This window comes from Caulobacter sp. ALps2, from assembly GCF_058681635.1.
Map to the genome: position 1 here is coordinate 4,212,734 of NZ_CM178743.1, position 23,898 is coordinate 4,236,631.

General features: G+C 66.2%; 26 protein-coding genes. 1 reads left to right on the forward strand and 25 read right to left on the reverse strand.

Annotated features, from left to right (window positions below; translation table 11 throughout):
* The first annotated feature begins 20 nt into the window (after positions 1 to 20).
* Entirely contained in the window at positions 21 to 1,259 is a 1,239-nt protein-coding gene (locus ACW173_RS19890) for a hypothetical protein (RefSeq protein WP_492081805.1), read from the forward strand.
* On the opposite strand, the gene ACW173_RS19895 is transcribed toward ACW173_RS19890, so the two are convergent.
* The 25 genes from ACW173_RS19895 to ACW173_RS20015 form a co-directional block, all read right to left on the reverse strand.
* The gene (locus ACW173_RS19895; protein WP_492081806.1) at positions 1,256 to 1,945 is read right to left on the reverse strand and encodes an ABC transporter ATP-binding protein; all 690 of its coding nucleotides are present in this window, start codon (positions 1,943 to 1,945) and stop codon (positions 1,256 to 1,258) included. The genes ACW173_RS19890 and ACW173_RS19895 overlap by 4 nt on opposite strands.
* Positions 1,938 to 3,218, reverse strand: coding sequence for a lipoprotein-releasing ABC transporter permease subunit (locus tag ACW173_RS19900; protein WP_492081807.1), 1,281 nt, complete (start codon positions 3,216 to 3,218; stop codon positions 1,938 to 1,940). The genes ACW173_RS19895 and ACW173_RS19900 overlap by 8 nt, the downstream gene beginning before the upstream one ends.
* Positions 3,218 to 4,546: a proline--tRNA ligase gene (proS, locus tag ACW173_RS19905; protein ID WP_492081808.1), complete on the reverse strand. Its 1,329-nt coding sequence runs from the start codon at positions 4,544 to 4,546 to the stop codon at positions 3,218 to 3,220. The genes ACW173_RS19900 and proS overlap by 1 nt, the downstream gene beginning before the upstream one ends.
* 325 nt (positions 4,547 to 4,871) lie before the next feature.
* Complete coding sequence (locus tag ACW173_RS19910) at positions 4,872 to 5,132, reverse strand: DUF1467 family protein (RefSeq protein WP_492081809.1); 261 nt, start codon at positions 5,130 to 5,132, stop codon at positions 4,872 to 4,874.
* Between the two features lies 1 nt (position 5,133).
* Positions 5,134 to 5,553: a methylmalonyl-CoA epimerase gene (gene mce, locus ACW173_RS19915; RefSeq protein WP_492081810.1), complete on the reverse strand. Its 420-nt coding sequence runs from the start codon at positions 5,551 to 5,553 to the stop codon at positions 5,134 to 5,136.
* A gap of 72 nt (positions 5,554 to 5,625) precedes the next feature.
* The gene (locus tag ACW173_RS19920) at positions 5,626 to 6,363 is read right to left on the reverse strand and encodes a rhomboid family intramembrane serine protease (protein ID WP_492081811.1); all 738 of its coding nucleotides are present in this window, start codon (positions 6,361 to 6,363) and stop codon (positions 5,626 to 5,628) included.
* A gap of 1 nt (position 6,364) precedes the next feature.
* Complete coding sequence (locus ACW173_RS19925; protein WP_492081812.1) at positions 6,365 to 8,044, reverse strand: ribonuclease J; 1,680 nt, start codon at positions 8,042 to 8,044, stop codon at positions 6,365 to 6,367.
* Positions 8,044 to 8,829 carry a type III pantothenate kinase gene (locus ACW173_RS19930; protein ID WP_492086024.1) on the reverse strand — a complete coding sequence of 262 codons (786 nt, stop codon included), beginning with the start codon at positions 8,827 to 8,829 and terminating at the stop codon, positions 8,044 to 8,046. Before ACW173_RS19930 ends, ACW173_RS19925 begins: the two co-directional genes overlap by 1 nt.
* Positions 8,826 to 9,581, reverse strand: coding sequence for a biotin--[acetyl-CoA-carboxylase] ligase (locus tag ACW173_RS19935; protein ID WP_492086025.1), 756 nt, complete (start codon positions 9,579 to 9,581; stop codon positions 8,826 to 8,828). The genes ACW173_RS19930 and ACW173_RS19935 overlap by 4 nt, the downstream gene beginning before the upstream one ends.
* A gap of 1 nt (position 9,582) precedes the next feature.
* Positions 9,583 to 11,028, reverse strand: a complete 1,446-nt coding sequence (gene nuoN / locus ACW173_RS19940; RefSeq protein ID WP_492081813.1) for an NADH-quinone oxidoreductase subunit NuoN — start codon at positions 11,026 to 11,028, stop codon at positions 9,583 to 9,585.
* Positions 11,029 to 11,035: 7 nt separating this feature from the next.
* A complete protein-coding gene (locus ACW173_RS19945) occupies positions 11,036 to 12,538 on the reverse strand; it encodes an NADH-quinone oxidoreductase subunit M (RefSeq protein ID WP_492081814.1) in 1,503 nt (500 codons plus the stop codon).
* Positions 12,535 to 14,613: an NADH-quinone oxidoreductase subunit L gene (nuoL, locus tag ACW173_RS19950; protein WP_492081815.1), complete on the reverse strand. Its 2,079-nt coding sequence runs from the start codon at positions 14,611 to 14,613 to the stop codon at positions 12,535 to 12,537. Before nuoL ends, ACW173_RS19945 begins: the two co-directional genes overlap by 4 nt.
* Positions 14,614 to 14,621: 8 nt before the next feature.
* The gene (gene nuoK, locus ACW173_RS19955) at positions 14,622 to 14,927 is read right to left on the reverse strand and encodes an NADH-quinone oxidoreductase subunit NuoK (RefSeq protein WP_172271469.1); all 306 of its coding nucleotides are present in this window, start codon (positions 14,925 to 14,927) and stop codon (positions 14,622 to 14,624) included.
* Positions 14,924 to 15,541 (reverse strand): NADH-quinone oxidoreductase subunit J, encoded by a 618-nt coding sequence (locus tag ACW173_RS19960; RefSeq protein WP_492081816.1) that lies wholly within the window; start codon positions 15,539 to 15,541, stop codon positions 14,924 to 14,926. The genes nuoK and ACW173_RS19960 overlap by 4 nt, the downstream gene beginning before the upstream one ends.
* A 169-nt stretch (positions 15,542 to 15,710) precedes the next feature.
* On the reverse strand, positions 15,711 to 16,202 hold the full coding sequence (nuoI, locus tag ACW173_RS19965) for an NADH-quinone oxidoreductase subunit NuoI (protein WP_184719347.1): 492 nt from the start codon (positions 16,200 to 16,202) through the stop codon (positions 15,711 to 15,713).
* 10 nt (positions 16,203 to 16,212) lie between these two features.
* On the reverse strand, positions 16,213 to 16,437 hold the full coding sequence (locus ACW173_RS19970; RefSeq protein WP_492081817.1) for a hypothetical protein: 225 nt from the start codon (positions 16,435 to 16,437) through the stop codon (positions 16,213 to 16,215).
* On the reverse strand, positions 16,434 to 16,685 hold the full coding sequence (locus ACW173_RS19975) for a hypothetical protein (protein WP_492081818.1): 252 nt from the start codon (positions 16,683 to 16,685) through the stop codon (positions 16,434 to 16,436). The genes ACW173_RS19970 and ACW173_RS19975 overlap by 4 nt, the downstream gene beginning before the upstream one ends.
* Positions 16,685 to 17,746 carry an NADH-quinone oxidoreductase subunit NuoH gene (gene nuoH, locus ACW173_RS19980; protein WP_492081819.1) on the reverse strand — a complete coding sequence of 354 codons (1,062 nt, stop codon included), beginning with the start codon at positions 17,744 to 17,746 and terminating at the stop codon, positions 16,685 to 16,687. The genes ACW173_RS19975 and nuoH overlap by 1 nt, the downstream gene beginning before the upstream one ends.
* A 3-nt stretch (positions 17,747 to 17,749) precedes the next feature.
* Entirely contained in the window at positions 17,750 to 19,813 is a 2,064-nt protein-coding gene (gene nuoG, locus ACW173_RS19985; RefSeq protein ID WP_492081820.1) for an NADH-quinone oxidoreductase subunit NuoG, read from the reverse strand.
* 5 nt (positions 19,814 to 19,818) lie between these two features.
* On the reverse strand, positions 19,819 to 21,138 hold the full coding sequence (nuoF, locus tag ACW173_RS19990; protein WP_492081821.1) for an NADH-quinone oxidoreductase subunit NuoF: 1,320 nt from the start codon (positions 21,136 to 21,138) through the stop codon (positions 19,819 to 19,821).
* Positions 21,139 to 21,141: 3 nt separating this feature from the next.
* Complete coding sequence (locus ACW173_RS19995) at positions 21,142 to 21,408, reverse strand: hypothetical protein (protein WP_492081822.1); 267 nt, start codon at positions 21,406 to 21,408, stop codon at positions 21,142 to 21,144.
* A complete protein-coding gene (locus ACW173_RS20000) occupies positions 21,405 to 21,629 on the reverse strand; it encodes a hypothetical protein (RefSeq protein WP_492081823.1) in 225 nt (74 codons plus the stop codon). The genes ACW173_RS19995 and ACW173_RS20000 overlap by 4 nt, the downstream gene beginning before the upstream one ends.
* Before the next feature lies 1 nt (position 21,630).
* Complete coding sequence (gene nuoE / locus ACW173_RS20005; protein ID WP_492081824.1) at positions 21,631 to 22,320, reverse strand: NADH-quinone oxidoreductase subunit NuoE; 690 nt, start codon at positions 22,318 to 22,320, stop codon at positions 21,631 to 21,633.
* Entirely contained in the window at positions 22,317 to 22,649 is a 333-nt protein-coding gene (locus tag ACW173_RS20010; RefSeq protein ID WP_492081825.1) for a nuclear transport factor 2 family protein, read from the reverse strand. Before ACW173_RS20010 ends, nuoE begins: the two co-directional genes overlap by 4 nt.
* Positions 22,646 to 23,896, reverse strand: coding sequence for an NADH-quinone oxidoreductase subunit D (locus tag ACW173_RS20015; protein WP_492081826.1), 1,251 nt, complete (start codon positions 23,894 to 23,896; stop codon positions 22,646 to 22,648). Before ACW173_RS20015 ends, ACW173_RS20010 begins: the two co-directional genes overlap by 4 nt.
* Between the last annotated feature and the right edge of the window lie 2 nt (positions 23,897 to 23,898).

Consider the following 23,898-nt stretch of genomic DNA (forward strand, 5'->3'; position numbering starts at 1 on the left):
TCTTCGCGCAATCTCCCGTCATGGGGAGACTGACTTCGACCGTTGTGGGGACGGCCCTGGTCTTGGCGATCGCCGGTTCGGCGAAGGCGCAGACCAACCTTTTCTCTCGTAACACATTCTCCGGCCTTATCGATCTGCGCCTCGCGGTGGCCAATGGCGAGACCGCCTGGATCGACGGCGGCCTGGGCAAGGCTCGCTTCGGCGACGACCATCAGGGTCCGCGCCTGGGCGAGGCCGCCCTGGTCTGGAACCCGCGCTTCACCGACACCGTGTCGGCCGTGGTCGTGGCCGAAAGCCAGGACGGCCAGCGGCATCTGGTCGACCTGGGCGAAGGCTACCTGGCCTATCGCTCGCGGCCCGGCGCGGCCCTGCGCCTGTCGGCCCGGGCCGGCGTCTTCTATCCGCCGATCTCGCTGGAGCACGACGGCCTGGACTGGACCGTGCCCGACACCATCACGCCGTCGGCGATCAACAGCTGGGTGGCCGAGGAGACCAAGGTCGTCGGGGTCGAGGCCACGATCCGGCGCACCTTGGCTGGCCAGACCTTCAGCCTGACGGCGGGCGGCTTCAAGAATGGCGACACCTCGGGGACCGAGCTGACCTTCCGGGGCTGGGCGCTGCACGACATCAAGTCGCCGGTGTTCGGTCGCTTCCCGCTGCCGCCGCTAGCCGGCCGCATGGCCTCGCGCCAGGCGCCCTCGACCACGCCCCTGGCCGAAATCGACGGGCGGATTGGTTATTACGGCCGGGTCGAGTGGCGGCCGTCTTCGGTGTTGGCCTTCGACCTGTTCGGCTATGAGAACGAAGGCGACCGGACCAGCGTCGACACCAACCGCGAATGGTCGTGGGAGACGCGGTTCTGGAACCTGGGGATGCGGCTCGAGCTCGACGCTGTCGCCGTGAAGGCCCAGGTCATGACCGGCGAGACCCTGATGGGCTATTCGAACGCCAACGGGATCTGGGTCGATGTCGGCTTCGAGGCGGCCTATGTCTCGGCCAGCAAGGCGCTGGGACCGGGCTCGGCGACCTTGCGCTACGACCACTTTTCGACGACGGACCGCACCAACAAGGCCACGGACAACAACGCCGAACATGGCTGGGCCGGGTTGGCGGCCTATCGCTGGGACGTCCGGCCCAATGCGCAGATCGTGTTCGAGGCGCTGCATATCGACAGCTTCCGCCGGGACCGCGAGCGGTTCGCGCTGGAGGCGCGGCAGAAACAGACGGTCGTGCAGACCGCCTTCCGCCACCAGTTCTAGCTGAAGCCCTGGGCTACCAGGTGTCCGTCCTTCAGGGCGAACACCCGGTCCATGTACCGCGCCAGTTCCATGTTGTGCGTGGCGATCACCGCCGCGACGCCCTGCTGGCGGCAGACCTCGTACAGCGCCTGGAACACCGCCGCTGAAGTGGCCGGGTCCAGGTTGCCGGTCGGTTCGTCGGCCAGCAGCAGCTTGGGATGATTGGCCAGGGCGCGCGCGATGGCGACGCGTTGCTGCTCGCCGCCCGACATCTGGGCGGGCTGGTGGGTCAGGCGATGACCAAGGCCAAGGCTTTCCAGCAGCTCCTTGGCGCGCGCCTCGGCGTCCTTGCGGCTCTTGCCGGCGATGGTCAACGGCATGGCCACGTTCTCGAGGGCCGAGAACTCGGGCAACAGATGGTGGAACTGGTAGACGAAGCCAACCGTGCCCAGGCGGATGCGCGTGCGAACGCGCTCGGACAGCTTGGAGCAGTCGCGGCCTTCCAAGGCCACGAGACCGGCGTCGGGACGTTCCAGCAACCCGGCCGAATGCAGCAGCGACGACTTGCCCGAGCCCGAGGGGCCGATCAGGCCCACGACCTCGCCCGGATACACGTCGATATCGACGCCGCGCAGCACCGGCAGCGGACCGGCCTCGGTCTTGTAGACGCGCTCTACCCCGCGCAGGGCCAGGATGGGATCACTCATAACGCAGCGCCTCCACCGGATCGAGAAGCGAGGCGCGCCAGGCCGGCGGCAGGGTCGCCAGCACGCTGAACAGGGCCGAGAGCGAGACGATGCCGGCGACCTCGGTCCAGTCGATCTTCGCCGGGATGTGCGAGAGCATGTAGACGTCGGCGCTGAACACGGCCGTGCCGGTGGCCCACTCCACGAAGTTCTGGATCGGCGTGATGTAGGTGCAGAAGACCGCGCCCAGGGCCAGGCCGCACAGGGTTCCGGCCACGCCGATCGATGCGCCGGCCATCAGGAAGATGCGCAGGATCGCCCCCTGCCCCGCGCCCATGGTGCGCAGGATGGCGATGTCCTTGCCCTTGTTCTTCACCAGCATGACCAGGCTGGAGATGATGTTCAGGGTGGCGATGGCGACGATACAGCCCAGGATCAGGCGCATCACCTTCCGCTCGACCTGGAGGGCGGTGAAATAGCTGTGGTTCTTGTCCTGCCAGTCGCTGACCACGGCCCCGGGGCCGCTGGCGACCTCGACATCGTGCTTCAGGTCCTTGGCCTTGTCGGGGTCGCTGAGCTTGATCTCGACATAGTCGACCGAGGTGTCGCGACCGAAGAACAGCTGGGCCTGCTCCAGAGGCATATAGACGAAGGCCTCGTCGAACTGGCTCATGCCGACGCTGAAGACCCCGCCGACGATGTAGTTCTTCTCCTGGGTCGAGCTGCCGAACGCCGTGGAGGGACCCGAGGGCGAGATTAGGCTGATGGCGTCGCCAGGCTGCACGCCCAGGCTTTGGGCCATGCGGTCGCCGATCAGCACGACGTCGCCGCCGTATTCGCCGACCCCGAAGCCCTCCAGCGAGCCCTTCTTGATGTTGCCCGCGATCAGCGACATGTGCCGCAGGTCCGAGGTCGTGACCCCGCGCACGATGGCCCCGGTCACCTGGGTCGGGCCCAGCACCATGGCCTGGGCCTCGACCATCGGCGCGGCCTGGATCACGCCCGGCGCGGCCCGGATCCGGCGGATCACGGTGTCGCGGTCTGGGCCGTTGATCATTGGCGACTGGGCGTAGAGGTGGCCGTTAAAGCCGAGGATCCGGCCCAGCAGCTCGGCCCGGAAGCCGTTCATGACGCTCATCACGGTGATGAGGGCGAAGACCGCCAGCATCACCGCGCTGAACGAGATGATCGAGATGAGCGCCACGCCGCCGTTCTTGCGCTTGGCGAACAGATACCGGCGAGCGACAGAGCGCTCCCAGCGACTGAAGGGACCGGCGGCGCGGGCGTCTGGCATCAGGCGGACTTGCTCTTGGTCAGGCCGTCGAGGACGGAGTCCAGCGACGCGGTGTGGCGTTCGCCGGTCTTGCGGTTCTTGATCTCGACCACGCCCTCGGCGATGCCCTTCGGGCCAACAACCAACTGCCAGGGCAGACCGATCAGGTCCATGGTCGCGAACTTGGCGCCGCCACGGGCGTCGGTGTCGTCGTAGAGCACGTCGCGGCCGGCGGCCGTGAGCGCGTTGTAGGCGGTCTCGCAGGCCGCGTCGCAGGCGGCGTCGCCCTGGCGCATGTTGACGATGCCGACGTCGAACGGCGCGACGCCTTCGGGCCAGATGATCCCGGCTTCGTCGTGGCTGGCCTCGATGATCGCGCCCAGCAGGCGCGAAACGCCGACGCCGTAGCTCCCCATCTGCACCGGCACGTCCTTGCCGTCCGGACCGGTGACCGTGGCCTTCATCGGCTCTGAGTACTTCGTGCCGAACGAGAAGATGTGGCCGACCTCGATGCCGCGCGCCGACAGGCGATCGCCTTCCGGCAGGGCGGCGAAGGCGGCTTCGTCGTGCATTTCCTCGGTCGCGGCGTAGAGCGCCGTACGCTGATTCACCAGCGGCTGCAGGTCACCGAGCCAGTCGACGTCCGGACCGGGAGCCGGCATCTCGACCAAGTCCTTGTGGCAGAAGACAGCGCTTTCGCCGGTCTCGGCCAGCACGATGAACTCATGACTGAGGTCGCCGCCGATCGGACCGGTGTCGGCGCGCATCGGCACGGCCTTCAGGCCCATGCGCGAGAACAGGTTCAGATAGGCCACGAACATGCGGTTGTAGGCCTTGCGCGCGCCCTCCGCGTCCAGGTCGAAGCTGTAGGCGTCCTTCATCAGGAACTCACGGCCGCGCATCACGCCGAAACGCGGACGGCGCTCATCCCGGAACTTCCACTGGATATTGTAGAGGTTCTTGGGCAGATCCTTGTAGCTGCGCACGTAGCCGCGGAAGATGTCGGTGACCACTTCCTCGGCCGTGGGGCCGAACAGCAGGTCGCGCTTGTGGCGGTCGGTGATGCGCAGCATCTCGTCGCCGTAGTCGTCATAACGACCGCTTTCGCGCCACAGGTCGGCCAGCTGGATGGTCGGCATCAACAGCTCGATGGCGCCGGCGCGATCCATTTCCTCGCGGACGATCTGCTCGACCTTCTTGAGCACGCGCAGGCCCAGCGGCAGCCAGGCATAGATGCCCGCGGCCTCTTGGCGGATCATGCCGGCGCGAAGCATCAGCTGGTGCGAAACGATCTGGGCGTCGGACGGTGCTTCCTTCAGCACCGGCAGGAAATAGCGCGACAAGCGCATGCGCGTGGAAACTCCGGGAATTCGAGAAGGGCCTGAGATAGCCCCTCCCCCGACAGCTTGGCAACGCGCGTGACTAAAGTAAGGCTCCAACGGCGAATAAAAGAGAGGCCGCGCGGATCGCCGCGCGGCCTTTCAAGTCATCGTCGGGGAAGACGCCACAGAGCGAGACCGGCAAGGCCGATCTCCTGAAGTTACCTTATCGACCGAACACGTGTTGGGGCACGGCCATCCATGGGAAGCGCTAACAATGAGGCGGTTCGCCCAAGGCTTGGGCGATTGCGGGCAAATCGACCGCATCGCGCCCAAGGCTTGTGCATCCGCACCGTCAGATGGCGGCCGGCAGGTCGGGCAGAGTCACCAGGTGGAAATGCACGATGAGGAAAAACAACACGAACACGACGGCCGAGACCCAGGTCGTGGTGATGAACTTGCGCTTCAGGTTAGGATTGACTGGCGCGCCCGGATCCGCGCCGGGCGGCGGCTTGATCCCCGCCTCGTGGAAGCTGCGCGAACCCAGCGGCAGCACGGCGAACAGCACCGTCCACCAGATGGTCAGGTAGATCGCGAACCAGGTGATCGGGCTCATATCAGTGATGCGCTTCTTTGGGGGTTTCCATGAGCTCGACCAGCAGGCCGCCCATGTCCTTGGGGTGAACGAAGATGATCATCGTGCCGTGGGCGCCGATGCGGGGCTCGCCCAGCACGGTCGCGCCCTTGGCCACCAGGTCATCGCGGGCTTCGTAGATGTTCTCGACCTCGAAACAGATGTGGTGCTGGCCGCCCTTGGGGTTCTTGGCCAGGAAGCCATGGATCGGCGAGGTCTCACCATAGGGCTCGATCAGTTCGATCTGGCTATTGGGCAAATTGACGAAGCAGACCCATACCCCCTGCTCGGGCATCGCCCACTTCTCGGTGACCGAGGTCGCGCCCAAGAGGTCGCGGTACATCTTCACCGAGTCGTCGATCGACGGCGTGGCGACGCCGACGTGGTTGAGCCTGCCGATCATGTCCCTGCTCCCGCGCGCGTTTTGATTGACGACTGCCCTAACACCCCAGCCTCGGCGCGAGAAGGGCGACGTTCAAAGCGGCGCTTGGGCCTCCGAAAGCCACCAGAAGCGGGCGGGAAAGAGGCGGACCAGGAAAAGCCCGGCGACGAAGCCGCCCACATGGGCCTCCCACGCCACCAGTACGCCGCCAACGCCGGACGCCAGGCCCAGCGCGCCGCCGATGGCGACCAGGATCAGGTTCATGACCAGGAACGACCGGGCCTGCCGCCCCACGGGCCGCGACCAGATCGGCGCGAGGTCCGTCGTCTCGGTCATCCGGGCCACGGCGCCCCACAGGCCGCAGATCGCGCCGGAGGCCCCCAGCATCGGCATGTGGCCATTCCAGTGCAGCGCCAGATACAGCGCCCCGCCGGCCAGGCCGCACAGGACGAAGAAGGCCAGAAACAGCAGGGCGCCGACCGCGTCGCGGCCCAGCCGCTGCGATACCGCCGGCCCGAAGGCGCCCAGCGCGCTGGAGTTCATGGCGATGTGCAGGATCCCGCCGTGCAGGAACATGTGGGTCAGCAGCGACCACCAGACGCCCGCCCGGACGGCCGGCGGATACAGCGCGCCCAGCGTCAGCACCTGCTCGCCCCGGCCCGTCAGGTCGGCCAGGGTCTGTCCGGCGAACACGGCCCACAGCACGACCAGCAGCGCCGCCACCGGCCAGGCCTGCTTCCACAGGATCGAGAAGCCCGAGCGCCAGATCGGCCTGCGTCGACCGTCGGCGACGGTCGCCAGGACGCTGGCGCTCGGGCTCTCGTCCGTCACGTCAGATTCGCAGGACCGTCGTCTCGACGACCGGCTTGCGTTCCCAGATGCGGAACGCGGCCTTCTTCACGGCGCGGGAGATGGCGCTCTCGATCGCTTCGTCGAGCTCGCGAGTGTCCCCCTGGAGCTTCTTGTAGGCGCCCTCGGCTTCCTCGGCGAGGTCATCCAGGGCGTCGTCGAGGCTGTATTCCTCGTCGCCGGTCAGGCCGATGCCCCGGACCTGCGGGCCCGAGACGATCTTGTTGCGACCGTCCAGGACGATCGACACGGCCAGCATGCCGTTGAACGCCGCGTGGCGCCGCTCGCGCAGGGCGTCGCCGTTCTCGGGCGTGACCACGCCGCCGTCGACATACAGACGGCCAGCCGGCACTTCGTCGATGATCTCGGGCATGCCCGGGGCCAGGCGCACCATGTCGCCGTTGCGCGGCGACACCGCGTGCGGGACCTGCAGGTCCTTGGCGAAGGCGGCGTGCTCGATCAGGTGGCGACGCTCGCCGTGGGTCGGCACGGCGATCTGCGGGCGCACCCACTGATACATCTGTTTCAGCTCGCCGCGACACGGGTGGCCCGAGACGTGGATGCCGGGCGTATCGCGTTCGGTGTGCAGGCGCACGCCGCGGTCGGCCAGCTTGTTCTGTAGGTTGCGGATCGGGATTTCGTTGCCCGGGATGACCCGCGAGCTGAAGATCACGTGGTCGCCAGACCCCAGCTTCACGTGGGGATGGCTGCCGTCGGCGATGCGCGACAGGGCCGCGCGGGCCTCGCCCTGGCTGCCGGTGCACAGGAAGAGAATCTCGTTCTCGCCCATGTGCTTGGCCTGGTCGTCGGTGATGAAGGGCTCGAGCCCTTGCAGCAGTCCGACCGACCGGGCGGCGGCGGCCATGCGGTGCATCGAGCGGCCGGCCAAGCAAACCTTACGGCCGCAGGCCTGGGCCGCGCGGATCACGGTGTCCATGCGCGCCACGTTCGAGGCGAAGCAGGCCACGGCGATCTTGCCCGACAGGCTCTTGATCAGGTCGCCTAGCGCCTTGCGGACGTCGGCCTCCGAACCAGCCTCGCCTTCGACGAAGACGTTGGTGCTGTCGCAGACCATGGCCAGCACCCCCTCGTCGCCCAGGCGGCGGATGGCGGCCTCGTCGGTCGGCGCGCCCAACTGGGGCTCGGGATCGATCTTCCAGTCGCCGGTGTGCAGGATCGTGCCCAGCGGCGTCTTGATCGCCAGGCCGTTCGGCTCGGGGATCGAGTGGGTCAGGGTGATCAGTTCCAGGTCGAACGGACCCAGCGAGAACTTGCCGCCCAGCGGCACCTCGGTGATCGACACCTCGTCCAGCAGGTCGGCGTCACGCAGCTTCTCGCGCAGCAGGAAGGCGGTGAACGGCGTGGCGTATACCGGCGCCTTCAGGCGCGGCCACAGCCAGTGCACCGCGCCGAGGTGGTCTTCGTGCGCGTGGGTCAGGACGATGCCGACGATGTCCTTGGCATAGGGCTCGATATAGCTGGGATCCGGCAGGATGATCTCGACGCCCGGCGTCGTCTGGTCCCCGAAGGTCACGCCCAGGTCGACGACGATCCACTTGCGATCGTGCGCCGGCCCGAAGCCATACAGATTGAAATTCATGCCGATCTCGTTCGACCCGCCTAGCGGCAGGAAGACGAGCTCGTCGCTCTTGGATTTTTTCATCAGGTCTCGGAAATGGTGTTTCGACGATAGATTTCGAGAAGACCCCGTATCGTCAGGTCGGAGTCGAAGTGGTCGATGCTGTCGGTGGCGCCCTCGAACAACGAGGCGACGCCGCCGGTGGCGATGACGGTCATGGGCTCGCCGCGCTCAGCCTTGATGCGCGAAACGAGGCCCTCGATCAGAGATATATACCCCCAGAAGACGCCGGACTGCATGGCGGAGACGGTGTCCGTCCCCACGATCCTGTTACCGGCCGGCCGCTGGATGGCGATCCGGGGCAGCTTGGCCGCCGCTTCGTGCAGCGCCTGCATGGACAGGTTGATGCCCGGCGAGATAATGCCGCCTTCGAAGGCGCCATCGGCCGCCACGATGTCGAAGGTCGTGGCCGTGCCGCTGTCGATCACGATCAGCGGCCCGCTATAGACCATCCCTGCCCCGATCGCGTTGACCAGGCGGTCGGCGCCGGCCTCGGAAGGCTTCTCGATCCGTACGTCGATGCCAAGCTTGGCGTTCTCGCCGATCACGATCGGCTCGACGTTGAAATAACGCCGGCTGAGATTACGGAGGTTGAAGATCGACTGCGGCACGACGCTGGAGATGATCACCGCGTCGATGGCCCGGAACCCCAGGCCCTGCATCGACAGAAGCTGCGACAGCCAGACCACGTACTCGTCGGCGGTGCGGGTGCTCTCGGTCGCTGAACGCCACTGGGCCACCCACGACGAACCGTCGTGAATGGCGAACATGGTGTTGGTGTTGCCCTGTTCAATGGCCAGCAGCATCAGGCGGCTCCAAAGAAGACGTCACCGGCGGTGATCCGGCGGACCTGGCCGTCGTCCAGACGAAGACGCAGCGCGCCGTCGCCGTCCAGCCCCTCGGCGATGCCCTCGACGGTTTCGTTGCCGAGGCGGGCGACGCAGGCCTCGCCCAGGCCGTGGGCGCGGGCGGTCCAGGCGTCGGCGATAGCGGGGAAGCCCAAGGCGCCCCAGGTCCGGAACCAGCGCTCGAACGCGCCGGCCAGGGCCTCGATGGCCTCGGTCGGACGCGGCGGCGGGATCTCGCGATAGGTGGCGATCGAGGTGGCGGGACGCTCGGAGTCGATCGGCTTACGGGCCAGGTTCACGCCGACGCCGGCGGCGATCCACAGCCCGCCCCGCGGTGAGGCGCCGGACTCGATCAGGATGCCGCTGACCTTGAGGCCTCCCAGCAGCGGGTCATTGGGCCATTTCAGGCTGACCAGGGAAGCCGGCACGTACTGGGCCAGCATGTCGGCCACGGCCAGGGCGGCGACGAACGAGACCTGGGCGGCCTCGGCCGGCGGCTTGTCGGTGCGGAAGAGCAATGTGGCGGCGAGGTTGCCCTCGCCCGTCTCCCAGGCCCGGCCGCGACGGCCGCGGCCCGAGGTCTGGCGGAGGCCGACCAGCCACACGGGGCCGGCCTCGCCCGCCTCGGCCCGGCGACGGGCTTCGGCGTTGGTGGAGTCGATCTCGTCGAGCACGACGATCGGGGGGACGACAACGGGCGGGACGCCCGTCACGTCACGCGTGACCAAAGGCGGCCGCGGCGGCCTTGGCGGCGGGATCCAGCCAGACCAGGGCCACGAGCACGATCGGGAACGAGAAGAACGCGGCCGCGTAGCCGACGGCGCGAGCCGAGGGCGACGGAGCGTCGACCGAACCCGTCGAGGCGTCGAACCAGATCGATTTGATCAGGCGCAGGTAATAGAACGCCGCGACGACCGAGCCGACGAGGCCCAGCACGGCGGCCCATTGCATGACCACGTCGCCCGTGCCCAGAGCGGCCTTGAAGACATAGTACTTCGACCAGAAGCCCGAGAACGGCGGCAGGCCCAGGGCCGACAGCGAGAACGCGGTCATGGCCAGGGCGATGCCCGGACGTTCCTTGATCAGGCCGGCCATGTCCTCGATCGTCTCCATCGGCTTGCCGCCCCGGTTCAGCGCCTGCAGGCAAGCGAAGAAGCCAGTGACGTCGACCATGTAGAGGACCATGAAGACCAGCATCGAGTGCAGGCCGACCTCGCCGCCCGTCGCGACGCCCAGCAGGGCGTAGCCGACATTGGCGATCGAGGAATAGGCCCACAGCCGCTTGAGGTTGGTCTGGGCCAGGCCCGCGAAGGCGCCGACGAAGACCGACAGCAGGGCCGCGATCACTAGGATCTGGCGCCATTGGTCGACCGAGCCCGGGAAGGCGTCGCCCAGCACGCGGGCGAACATCATCATGGCGGCCAGTTTCGGCGCGGCGGCGAAGAAGCCGACGACCGGGGTCGGGGCGCCTTCATAGACGTCCGGGGTCCACATGTGGAACGGCGCGGCCGAGACCTTGAACGCCAGGCCGCAGATCAGGAACACCAGGCCGAACAGCAGGCCCACGCCGTGGCTTCCGCCATGGGCGGCGGCCAGGGCGATCTGGCTGAAGTGGGTCGAGCCGGTGAAGCCGTAGATCAGCGAGCTGCCGTACAGCAGCAGACCCGACGACAGCGCGCCCAGCACGAAGTACTTCAGGCCCGCTTCCGACGACTTGGCGTCGTCGCGGCGCATGGCGGCCAGGACGTACAGAGCCAGCGACTGCAGCTCGACGCCGACATACAGGCTGATCAGGTCGCCGGCCGAGGCGGTGACGCCCATGCCCAGAGCGGCCAGGATCACCAGGACGGCGTATTCGAACTTCTGGTCGGCGCGCTGGGCCAGCCAGCGGTCGCCCAGCACCACGGCGATGGCGCTCGAGAGGTAGATGGCGACCTTGGCGTAGGTCGCGGCGGCGTCGGCCGCATAGACGCCGCCGAAGGCGACGCCGTGCGGGCCGAGGACCGCCGTGGCGGCGGCCGCGACCAGCGAGGCGACGGCGGCCAGGGTGAAGATGGCCCCGACCTTGCCTCGGAAGGCGCCGGCGACCAGCAGAACCAGCGCGGCGATCGCCAGGACGATCTCAGGCAGGACGAGCGAGAAGTTGGCGGAAAAGGTCATTGGCTCCTCACCCGCCCACGGCGGCGCGCCAGGCGCCGACGAGCGCGTCGACGGACGTCGCGGTCAGGTTGAACACGAGATTGGGATAGACGCCCAGCAGCAGGGTCATCGCGATCAGCGGCACGAACAGCAGGATCTCGCGCGCGTCCAGATCGGTGATGGTCTTCAGCTCGGGATTGGTGATCTCGCCGAACATCACCCGACGGTACAGCGTCAGGGCGTACATGGCCGACAGGATCACGCCGGTAGCCGACACGATCGCCGTCCAGGTCGAGGCCTTGTAGACGCCGGTCATCGTCAGGATTTCACCGACAAAGCCCGAGGTGCCCGGCAGGCCGACATTGCCCATCGTGAACAGCAGGAACACGAAGGCGTAGTGCGGCATGCGATTGGTCAGGCCGCCATAGAAGGCGATCTCACGGGTGTGCATGCGGTCGTAGACGACGCCGACGCAGAGGAAGAGGGCGCCGGAGATCACCCCGTGGCTCAGCATCTGGAACAGAGCGCCCTGCTCGCCCGCCGCGTTGCCCGAGAAGATCCCCATGGTCACGAAGCCCATGTGGGCGACCGACGAGTAGGCGATCAGCTTCTTGATGTCGGTCTGACGGAAGGCGACCAGCGAGGTGTAGACGATGGCGATGGCCGACATCGCGAACACCAGCGGCTGGAACATCTCCGAGGCGTTGGGGAACATCGGCAGGCTGAAGCGCATGAAGCCGTAGCCGCCCATCTTCAGCAGGATACCCGCCAGGATAACCGAGCCGGCCGTCGGGGCTTCGACGTGGGCGTCGGGCAGCCAGGTGTGCACCGGCCACATCGGCATCTTCACCGCGAACGAGGCGAAGAAGGCCAGCCACAGCCAAGTCTGGAGCCAAGGCGCGAACTTGAACGTCATCAGCGCCGGGATCGACGAGGTGCCGGCGATGCTGATCATCGCCAGGATGGCGGCCAGCATCAGCACCGAGCCAAGCAGCGTGTAGAGGAAGAACTTGTAGGCCGCGTATACCCGGCGCTTGCCGCCCCAGATGCCGATGATCAGGAACATCGGGACCAGGCCGAACTCGAAGAACAGGTAGAAGAGCACCAGGTCAAGCGCGCAGAACACGCCGATCACCAGGGTCTCCAGGACCAGGAAGGCGATCAGGTACTCGACGACACGCTTCTCGACCGACTTCCAGCTGGCCACGATGCAGATGGGCAGCAGGAACGCCGTCAGCAGGACGAACAGCACCGAGATGCCGTCGATGCCCATGCGGTAGTGGATGCCGGCGAACCAGGCGATGTCTTCCACGAACTGGAAGCCCGGGTTCTTGGGATCGAACTGGACGGTCAGGATGATCGACAGGCCGAACGTGACCAGCGTGGTCACGAGCGCGATCCACTTGGCCAGCGTGTCGGTCTTTTCCCCCGCGCCGTGCAGGGCGCGCGCGGCGAGGATCACCGCGACGCCGACGATCGGCGCGAAGGTCGTAAGGCTGAGAAGGCCGCTCATTAGCTCCGTCCCCCTCAACGGAAGGCGTACAGGGCGAAGGTCAGCAGACCGGCGACGCCGAGCAGCATGACAAACGCGTAGTGGTAGAGATAGCCGGTCTGCAGCTTGCCGGTGCGCCTGCCCACCTCATACGAGAGGTTGGAGACGCCATCAGGGCCCAGGCCGTCGATGATCTTCTGGTCGCCGCCCTTCCAGAACAGGTCGCCCAGGAACTTGGCGAAGCGCACGAAGGTGGCCGCGTAGAGTTCGTCGAAGAACCACTTGTTGTAGAAGAAGACGTACAGCGGGCCCTTACGCTCGGCCAGTTTCAGGCCCAGGCGCTCATTGCCCTTCAGCAGATAGACATACACCGCGATGACCAGGCCGATCAGCGAGGCGATCAGCGGGCTCCACTTCACCCACTCGGCCACTTCGTGCGCCTGGTGCAGCACGTGGTTGGTCGGGGCGGTGTAGATGGCGCCGCGCCAGAACTCTTCCTGGTGGTGGCCAACGAAGTAGTCGACGAACACGAAGCCGGCGGCGACCGCGCCGATCGACAGGGCGACCAGCGGGAACAGCATCACCCACGGGCTCTCGTGTGGCTTGTGGTCGTGACCATGGCCGTGATCGTCGTGAGCGTGGTCATCGGCCAGCGGCTCGTCGTGCGTCTCGTGCGCGGCGCCGTGGTGGGCGTCGTGCGCGTGATTGTCGTGAGCATGGTCGTCATGACCCCAGCGGGCCTTGCCGTTGAAGGTGAAGAAGGCCAGGCGCCACGAGTAGAACGAGGTCAGGCCCGCCACCAGCACGCCGATCACCCAGGCGAACATGGCGGTCGCGTTGTGTCCGCCGGCGGCGAAGGCCGCTTCGATGATGGTGTCCTTCGAGTAGAAACCGGCGAAGCCAAGGTGCAGCGGCGGGAAGCCGAGGCCCGTGATGGCGATCGTGCCGATCGTCATGGCGATGAAGGTCACCGGCAGCAGCTTGGCCAGATTGCCGTACTTCCGCATGTCCTGCTCGTGGTGCATGCCGTGGATCACCGAACCGGCGCCCAGGAACAGCAGGGCCTTGAAGAAGGCGTGGGTGAACAGGTGGAACATGGCCGCCTGGTAGGCGCCGACGCCGGCCGCGAAGAACATGTAGCCCAGCTGCGAACAGGTCGAGTAGGCGATCACGCGCTTGATGTCGTTCTGGGTCAGGCCGACCGTCGCGGCGAACAGAGCCGTCACCGCGCCGATCACCGTGACGATGTTCTTGGCGACGGGCGCGTATTCGAACATCGGCGAAAGCAGGCACAGCATGTAGACGCCGGCGGTGACCATGGTGGCCGCGTGGATCAGCGCCGACACGGGGGTCGGGCCTTCCATGGCGTCCGGCAGCCAGGTGTGCAGGAAGAACTGCGCCGACTTGCCCATCGCGCCGATGAACAGCAGGAAGCAGGCGATATCCATCAGCGGGAACATGTGGCCCGCGAACTCCCAGGTGCGACCAGCGTTGGCGGCGATCTGCGGGAAGAGTTCAGCGAACTGGATCGTGCCGAACGCCCAGTAGGTGGTCATGATGCCCAGGGCGAAACCAAAGTCGCCGACCCGATTGACCACGAAGGCCTTGATGGCCGCGGCGCTGGCCGAGGGCTTTTTGAACCAGAAGCCGATCAGCAGGTACGAGGCCAGGCCCACGCCTTCCCAGCCGAAGAACAGCTGCATGAAGTCGGCGGCGGTGACCAGCGACAGCATGGCGAAGGTGAACAGCGACAGGTACGCGAAGAAACGCGGCTTGCTGTCGTCCTCGGCCATGTAGCCCCAGGAGTAGATGTGCACGAGCATCGAGACGGTCGTGACCACGATCAGCATGGTCGCCGACAGGGCGTCGATGCGGATCGACCAGTTGGCGACGAAATCGCCGATGTGGATGAATGGCAGCAGATTGACCGTGAAGGCCTCCATGTGCCCCCAGGTCCACTGGCTAAACGTGTACCAGGACAGGCCGCACGCCAGGATCAGCGCGCCGGTCGTGACCGATTGCGAGGCCACGTTGCCGATGCGGCGGCCGAACAGGCCGGCGATGGCCGCGGCGATGATCGGCGCGAAAACGAGAATAGTGACAAGCATCTGCATGACGTCGCTTAGCCCTTCATCATGCTGGCGTCGTCAACCGCGATATCGCCGCGGTTTCGGAAGAAGGTCACAAGGATGGCCAGACCCACGGCCGCTTCGGCGGCGGCGACGGTCAGGACGAACATGGCGAAGATCTGCCCCGCCACGTCGTGCAGGAAGGCCGAGAACGCCACGAGATTGATGTTCACCGCCAGCAGGATCAACTCGATCGACATCAGGATGACGATGATGTTCTTGCGGTTCACGAAGATGCCGAAGACGCCGATCGTGAAGAGGATCGCGGCGACGACGAGATAGTGCGGCAGGCCGATCATTCGGAGATCCCCTCACCCGGTTTGATCTGGACCAGCTCCATGCCGGTCTTGGGCGTGCGGGCGACCTGCTTGCCGATGTCCTGGCGCTTGACGCCCGGCTTGTGGCGCAGGGTCAGGACGATGGCGCCGATCATGGCGACCAGCAGCACCAGGCCCGCCAGTTGGAAGAAGAAGACGTAGTCGGTGTAGAGCACGCGACCGATCGCCTCGGTGTTGGGCACGCCGCCCGGCGAGGCGTTCGGCAGTGCGTTCCGCGAGGCCGCGCCGTTCGTGGCGACGGCGGCCACGACCATCACCATCTCGGTGGCGATCACCAGCGCGATCGCGCCGCCGAACGGCAGGTACTGCACGAAGCCCTGTCGGAGTTCCGCGAAGTCCACGTCCAGCATCATGACGACGAACAGGAACAGCACCGCCACCGCGCCGACGTAGACGACGATCAGCAGCATCGCCAGGAACTCCGCGCCCAACAGGACGAAGAGGCCGGCGGCCGAGAAGAAGGCGGTGATCAGGAAGAGCACCGAGTGCACGGGATTGCGCGCCGACACGACGAGAAGACCCGCCGCGATGGTCGCGAATGCCAGCAGATAGAAAGCGATCGCCTGCAAGGCCATTGGCCCAGGTGCTCCCCTGAAAACTTAAGTCCAATGACGACGCAGCCGAACGGCGCGCCGCCTCCCTAGAGCTTGTCCGAGGACAAGCTCTAAACTCTTAGCGGGAGCGTGATCGCCGCCGAAACCGCGAACACTTTCGGCTATCACGCTCCTGGATTCGCCCGTCCCTTTAACGGTAGGGCGCGTCCAACTCCAGATTCTTCGCGATCAGGCGCTCCCAGCGGTCGCCGTTATCGAGAAGGCGTTCCTTGTCGTAGTAGAGTTCTTCGCGGGTCTCGGTCGCGAACTCGATGTTCGGACCTTCCACGATGGCGTCCACCGGGCAGGCCTCCTGGCACAGGCCGCAGTAGATGCACTTGACCATGTCGATGTCGTAGCGGGTCGTGCGGCGGCTGCCGTCCTCGCGCGGTTCGGCCTCGATCGTGATGGCCTGGGCGGGGCAGATGGCTTCGCACAGCTTGCACGCGATGCAGCGCTCCTCACCCGACGGATAGCGACGCAGGGCGTGCTCACCACGGAAACGGGGCGACTGCGGGCCGCGCTCGTTCGGGTAGATCACCGTCTTCTTCGGCGCGACCAGGTACTTCATGGCCAGGCCGAAGGCGCCGGCGAAGTCCAGAAGGGCCGCGCCCTTGGCCGCTTGAGTGATGCGCTGGAACACCAGAGCTCTCCTAACACTTTTCCTTGGGGAAAGGACGGACGTCCCTGCCCTGCTCTTTCTGCTGCCGCCGCATCTGCTGCTCGATGACGCATTTGTTGGTCTTGGCGTCGCGATCTCGTCGCGCCTCGACCTGCTCATCGTGCGTCCGCTGCGGCGGTCGCTGAATACCGCGTCCCCAGGTCGAACAGCCGGCCAGAAGGCCCGCCATCACGATCCCGAGGACAACCCGCTTCATTTCCCGGCCTTGGGAATGACGCAGGTGTAGTTCGACAGCTGGGCGGGATCTCCCCCGTCCTGCTTGGCCCGGATGATCCCGCCGGACGCCTTGCATTTGTCGCCTTCGCGACGGAGGTCGTCGTAGCTGACGACCCCATCGCCTAGCGAATAGGATCGCTCCGTCGCCGCGACGCCCGCACAGGCGGTCAGGGCGAGGCCGGAAAGACCCCCCACGAGAATTGGGGCAAGGACGAGGGCGTTGCGCATCAGGCCCCCGGACCGAACACGCGCCAGGCGGCGACCGCGGCCACCAGCACCAGCGACGTCGGCAGGAACACCTTCCAGCCCAGTCGCATCAGTTGGTCGTAGCGGTAGCGAGGCACGATGGCCTTCGCCATGGCGAACATGAAGAACCAGAAGACGATCTTGGCGTAGAACACCAAGGCCAACAGGAAGTTGACCAGGAACGGCGGCCAGCCGGCCGTGAAGTCGATCGGGAAGCCTGGGTTCCAACCGCCGAAGAACAGTACGCTGATCATGGCGCACATCAGGACGATGTTCGAATACTCGGCCACCATGAACAGCAGGTACGGGGTCGAGCTGTACTCGACCTGGTAACCGGCCACGAGTTCGGATTCGGCTTCCGGCAGATCGAAGGGCGGGCGGTTCGTTTCGGCCAGCGCCGAGATGTAGAACATGCCCATCGAGACGACCATGACCGGCAGCAGGACGATATTCTTCAGGCCGCCGCCGAAGACGTTCCAGTTCCAGAACCAGCCCGTCTGCTTCTCGACGATGGTCGAGAGGTTCATCGAACCGGCCAGCAGGATCACCGTGATGATGATCAGGCCGATCGAGACTTCGTACGACACCATCTGAGCCGCCGAACGCAGGGCGCCCAGAAACGGATACTTCGAGTTCGAAGCCCAGCCGCCCATGATGATCCCGTAGACGCCCAGCGAACTCATCGCCAGCAGGTACAGGATGCCGACATTGAGGTTCGACACGACCCAACCCGGCGCGAACGGCACCACGGCCCAGCCCACGAAACCCAGGATCAGGCTGACCAGCGGGGCCAGCAGGAAGATCGCCTTGTCGGCGCCCGCCGGAATGACGATTTCCTTCAGCACGAACTTGAAGAAGTCGGCGAAGGACTGCAGCAGGCCGAAGGGACCAACGACGTTGGGACCCTTGCGCATCTGGACGCCGGCCCAGATCTTGCGGTCGGCGAGCAGCAGGAAGGCCAGGCTCAGCAGAACCCAGATCACGACCAGCAGGATGCCGCCCGTCGTGAGACCAAACCAGAGAAGCGGATTCGTCGGGCCCACGGTCTACTCCGCCGCGATCTTGGCGGCGCCGGAAGCCACGGCCGCGCATTCGGCCATGGTCACGCTGGCGCGCGCGATGGGGTTGGTCAGGTGGAAAGCCTTGATCGGACTTTCGAACGGCGCGTCCGAAGCCTCGCCGTCGGCGCCCAGGGCGCCAACATCGAACGACGAAGCGACCGAACCGGGCGCGTAGTCGATCTGGCCGAAGGTCGGGTGGTCGGCGAACAGCTTGGCGCGCAGTTGGTCCAGGCTGTCGTAAGGCAGCTTGTGGCCCAGCACTTCCGACAGAGCGCGCAGGATCGACCAGTCTTCCTTGGCCTCGCCCTTCGGGAACACCGCGCGCTTGCCCTGTTGGACACGGCCTTCGGTGTTCACATAGAGGCCGTTCTTCTCGGTGTAGGCGGCGCCCGGCAGGATCACGTCGGCCTTGTGCGCGCCGGCGTCGCCGTGCGTGCCGAGATAGATCTTGAACGCGCCCGAGGCCGAGGCCTCGCACTCATCGGCGCCCAGCAGGAACAGGACGTCGACAGCGCCCGGCTTCAGCATGTCAGCGGCGGCCAGACCGCCCTCGGCCGGGACGAAGCCCATGTCGAGGCCGGCGACACGCGCGGCGGCGGTGTGCAGGACGTTCCAGCCGTTCCAGCCCTCACGCACGACCTTGACGGCCTTGGCGAGGCCGGCGGCGGCCTTGAGGATCGCGCCGCCGTCGGCGCGCGACAGTGCGCCCTGGCCGATGATGATCGCGGGACGCTCGGCGGCCTTCAGGGCGGCGACGAAGTCGTTCTTGCTCTTGGCCAGGCCCGACAGGGTCTGGGCGCCGGCGCCGAGGTAGTCGTAGTCGAACGTCAGGTCGGCCTGCTCGCCGATGACGCCGAAGCGGGTCTTGCCGGCGATCCACTGCTTGCGGAAGCGCGTGTTCAGGACCGGGGCCTCGAGGCGCGGGTTCGCGCCGATGAACAGAACGACGTCGGCGTTCTCGATGCCGGCCAGGGTCGAGTTGAACAGCCAGCCTTCACGCGGGCCAACGCCAAGGGCCGAACCATCCTGACGGCTGTCCAGGTTCTTCACGCCCAGGGCGGTGAAGAGGTCCTTGGTCGCCTTCAGGCTTTCGGCGTCCTGCAGGTCGCCGGCGATGACGCCGATACGGTCCGGCGAGGTCGCCTTGATCTTGCCGGCGACGGCGGCGAAGGCCTCGGCCCAGGTGGCCGGCTTCAGCTGACCAGCGGCCGTGCGGACGTACGGGCGGTCCAGGCGTTGACGGCCAAGGCCGTCGACGGCGTAGCGCGTCTTGTCCGAGATCCACTCTTCGTTGACGTCCTCGTTGATGCGCGGCAGCACGCGCAGCACGGCCGAGCCGCGGGCGTCGACGCGGATCGACGAACCCAGGGCGTCCATGACGTCGACGCTCTCGGTCTTCTTCAGTTCCCACGGACGGGCTTCGAAGGCGTAGGGCTTGGAGGTCAGGGCGCCGACCGGGCACAGGTCAATCACGTTGGCGCTGAGTTCCGACGTCACCGCCGCGCCCAGATAGGTCGTGATTTCAACGTCTTCACCGCGCGAGATCAGGCCGATCTCCGGCGAGCCGGCGACTTCGGTGATGAAGCGGACACAGCGGGTGCACTGGATGCAGCGCGTCATCACGGTCTTGATGAGCGGGCCCATGGCCTTCTCTTCGACCGCGCGCTTGTTCTCGTCGTAGCGGCTGTCGTCACGGCCGTAACCGACCGCCTGGTCCTGCAGGTCGCACTCGCCGCCCTGGTCGCAGATCGGGCAGTCCAGCGGGTGGTTGATGAGCAGGAACTCCATCACCCCTTCGCGGGCCTTCTTGACCATCGGAGTCTTGGTGAAGATCTCCTGGCCCTCGGCGGCCGGCAGGGCGCACGACGCCTGCGGCTTCGGCGGGCCGGGCTTTACCTCGACCAGACACATCCGGCAGTTGCCGGCGATGGAGAGGCGTTCGTGATAGCAGAAGCGGGGGATCTCTTCCCCAGCCAGTTCCGCGACCTGCAGAACCGTCATGCCGGGCTCGAACTCGACCTCGACGCCGTTGACCTTGGCGATAGCCATAATCGTTACTCCGCCGCGATCAGCTTGGCGCCCTGCACGTGCAGGCGACCGCTACGATAGGAAGCGATCCGCTCCTCCACCTCGTGGCGGAAGTGGCGGAACAGACCTTGGATCGGCCAGGCGGCCGCGTCGCCCAAGGCGCAGATGGTGTGACCCTCGACCTGGGTCGTGACGTCCAGCAGGGTGTCGATCTCTTTCGGATCGGCCTCGCCGGTCGCCATGCGTTCCATGACCCGCCACATCCAGCCGGTGCCTTCGCGGCACGGCGTGCACTGGCCGCAGCTCTCGTGCTTGTAGAAGTACGACAGGCGGGCGATGGCGCGAACCAGGTCGGTGGACTTGTCCATGACGATGACGGCCGCGGTGCCCAGGCCCGAGCGCAGGTTGCGCAGGGCGTCGAAATCCATCGGCAGGTCTTCGCATTGCTCGGCCGGGATCATCGGCACGGACGAGCCGCCCGGGATGACGGCCTTCAGGTTGCCCCAGCCGCCGCGGATGCCGCCGCAGTGGTCTTCCATCAGCTGACGGAAGGGGATGCTCATGGCTTCTTCGACATTGCAGGGCAGGTTCACGTGGCCCGAGACGCAGAACAGCTTGGTGCCGGCATTGTTGGGACGGCCAAAGCCCGCGAACCAGGCCGCGCCGCGACGCAGGATGGTCCCGGCGACGGCGATGCTCTCGACGTTGTTGACCGTGGTCGGCATGCCGTAAAGGCCCGCGCCGGCCGGGAACGGCGGCTTCAGGCGCGGCTGGCCCTTCTTGCCTTCCAGGCTTTCCAGCAGGGCCGTCTCTTCGCCGCAGATATAGGCGCCGGCGCCGTGGTGAACGTAGATGTCGAAGTCCCAGCCGTGGACGTTGTTCTTGCCCACGAGGTTGGCTTCGTATGCCTGCTTGATCGCCGCTTCCAGGCGCTCGCGCTCGAACACGTACTCGCCGCGGATGTAGATGTAGCAGGCGTGGGCCAGCATGGCGCGCGAGGCGATCAGGCAGCCCTCGATCAGGAGGTGCGGGTCATGCCGCATGATCTCCCGGTCCTTGCAGGTGCCCGGCTCGGATTCGTCGGCGTTGACGACGAGGTAGTGAGGACGACCGTCCTTCACTTCCTTGGGCATGAACGACCACTTCAGGCCAGTCGAGAAACCGGCGCCGCCCCGGCCGCGCAGGCCGGAGTTCTTCATGTTGTCGATGATCCAGTCGCGCCCGGCGTCCAGGATGTCCTTGGTGCCATTCCAGCAGCCGCGCTTCTTCGCGCCCTCGAGGCCCCAATCCTGGAGACCGTAGAGGTTCGTGAAGATGCGGTCCTTGTCTTCGAGGATACCGACCATGACTCAGCTTTGCGGATCGAATGGATGGGCGCGCACATAGCGCGTCCGACGAATGATGACATAGGCGAAAAGCAGCCAGCCCGCGCCGATCGTGACGAGGCCGGCGACAACCGCCCAGAACGGCGCTCCTTCGACGGTGCGACCCCAGATCAGCAGGATCGCGCCAGCGAGGCACGCCACGAACCCCATGCCGCGTTCGCGGCGGCCCAAGGCTCGGATGGTATCGGCATAGGCCGCGCGGCGGGTGTTGAGGGCGCTGTCGTCGATCATGACGACACCCCTTCCCGCTTGGTCGCGCGCATCCAGCCCAGGATGAACCAGATCTGCGCGCCAAGCCCCGCGACGATGGCCAGGATGAAGACGGGTTTTGCCCATCCCAGACCCAGCGACACCGCGCCATAGATCGAGACGCCGGCCAGCACGAAGCAGACCACGGTGATGACGAGCATCACGGTCAGGCGCTTCTTCTGGAGGGTGGCGTCGGCGGTCATGTTAGGCGGTCGGCTCCGGTTTAGCCTTTGTCGCCTTCGGCTTCTCGGGCAGGTTCGGAATCTTGATCTTCTTGGCGTACGAGCCGTCGTACAGCTTCGGGTCGGTCAGGGTGTGGATGGCGCCCTTCGGCTCCGACGACACCCGGCCGTCATAGCTGCCCGGCTTCGGATCCTTGCCGGCGGCGAAGTCGTCGAGGATCTGGGCCAGGCTCTCCGGCGTCAGGTCCTCGTAATAGTAGTCGTTGATAGCGGCCATCGGGGCGTTGCAGCACGCGCCCAGGCACTCGACCTCTTCCCAGCTGAACTTGCCGTCGGCCGAGACGTGGTTGGCGTCGCCGATCTTGGCCTTCAGCACGGCCTTCAGGTCCAGCGCGCCGCGCAGCTGGCACGGCGTGGTGCCGCACAGCTGCACGAAGGCGACCTTGCCGACCGGCTGCAGCTGGAACATCACGTAGAAGGTGGCTACTTCCAGCACGCGGATGACCGGCATCTCGAGCTGCTTGGCGATCTCCTGGATCGCCGGCTCGGAAATCCAGCCCTCCTGCTTCTGGGCCAGCCAGAGCATCGGGATCACCGCCGACTGCTTGCGGGCGGCGGGATACTTGGCTTTCCACCAATCGGCCTTGACCTGGCTGTCCTTGGAGAAGGCGAAGCTGGCCGGCTGTTCCTTGGCGAGGCGACGAACACTCATCGGGCGAAATCCACGCGGACGATCTTGTCGCCCTTGAAGGTGTAGATGGCGGCGACCTGGAACGGCGCGTCGCCGTTGCCGCGGTCGACGTGCTCGTGGTCGATCACGTTCGAACCGACCACGATGCGGTTCAGCAGCTTCGCCTGGTTCTTGGGGAACTCGGCGAAGGTCTTGGCGTAGAAGGCGCGATAGGCGTCGAGGCCCGTGCGCGCCACGTCGCCGTTCAGGCCCGCAACGACGACATCGTCGGCGAAGTGGGCGCAGTGGGCGTCCAGGTCCTGGGCGTTATAGGCGTCCAGTTGAGCTTGGGCGATAGCTTCGAGGCTCACCGATCGACCTCGCCGAACACGATGTCGAGCGAGCCCAGAATGGCCGACACGTCGGCCAGCTGGTGGCCGCGATTCATCCAGTCCATCGCGGCCAGGTGCGAGAAGCCCGGAGCCTTGATCTTGCAGCGGTACGGCTTGTTGGTGCCGTTGCTGACGACGTAGACGCCGAACTCGCCCTTGGGCGCTTCGACGGCCGCGTAGACCTCGCCTTCCGGCGTTCGGAAGCCCTCGGTGTAGAGCTTGAAGTGGTGGATGAGAGCTTCCATCGAGCGCTTCATCTCGGCGCGACGGGGCGGGCTGACCTTGTTGTCCTCGGTCAGCACCGGGCCCGGCGTGCCGCGCAGCATGGCGACGGCTTGCAGGATGATCTTGGTGGACTCACGCATCTCCTGCATGCGGCACAGATAGCGATCGTAGCAGTCGCCGTTCTTGCCCAGCGGGATGTCGAACTCGAACTCGTTGTAGTTCTCGTAGGGCTGGTTGCGACGCAGGTCCCAGGCGATGCCCGAACCGCGCACCATCACGCCCGAGAAGCCCCAGGCCCAGGCGTCTTCCTTGGTCACCACGCCGATGTCGACGTTGCGCTGTTTGAAGATGCGGTTGTCGGTGATCAGGCCTTCGATGTCGTCGCAGATCTTGGGGAAAGCCTTCGCCCAGGTCTCGATGTCGTCGATCAGCTCGGGCGTCAGGTCCTGGTGAACGCCGCCTGGACGGAAATAGTTGGCGTGCAGACGAGCGCCGCAAGCGCGCTCGTAGAAGATCATCAGCTTCTCGCGTTCCTCGAAGCCCCAGAGCGGCGGCGTCAGGGCGCCGACGTCCATGGCCTGGGTCGTCACGTTCAGCAGGTGATTGAGGATCCGGCCGATCTCGCAGAACAGCACGCGCACGATCTGGCCGCGCTTGGGCACTTCCACGCCCAGCAGCTTCTCGATGGCCAGACAGAACGCATGCTCCTGGTTCATCGGCGCCACGTAGTCGAGGCGGTCGAAGTACGGGATGTTCTGCAGGTAGGTGCGCGCTTCCATCAGCTTCTCGGTGCCGCGGTGCAGCAGGCCGATGTGCGGATCGACGCGTTCGACGATTTCGCCGTCCAGCTCCAGAACCAGGCGCAGCACACCGTGCGCGGCCGGGTGCTGCGGGCCAAAGTTAATGTTGAACTTGCGAACCGGCGTTTCCGGGATGGCCGGAGCCGTCGGTTCGTCACGGAAGAAGTCGGTCGCCGCGGCGGGCGAGTTCGTGCCGGTCATGA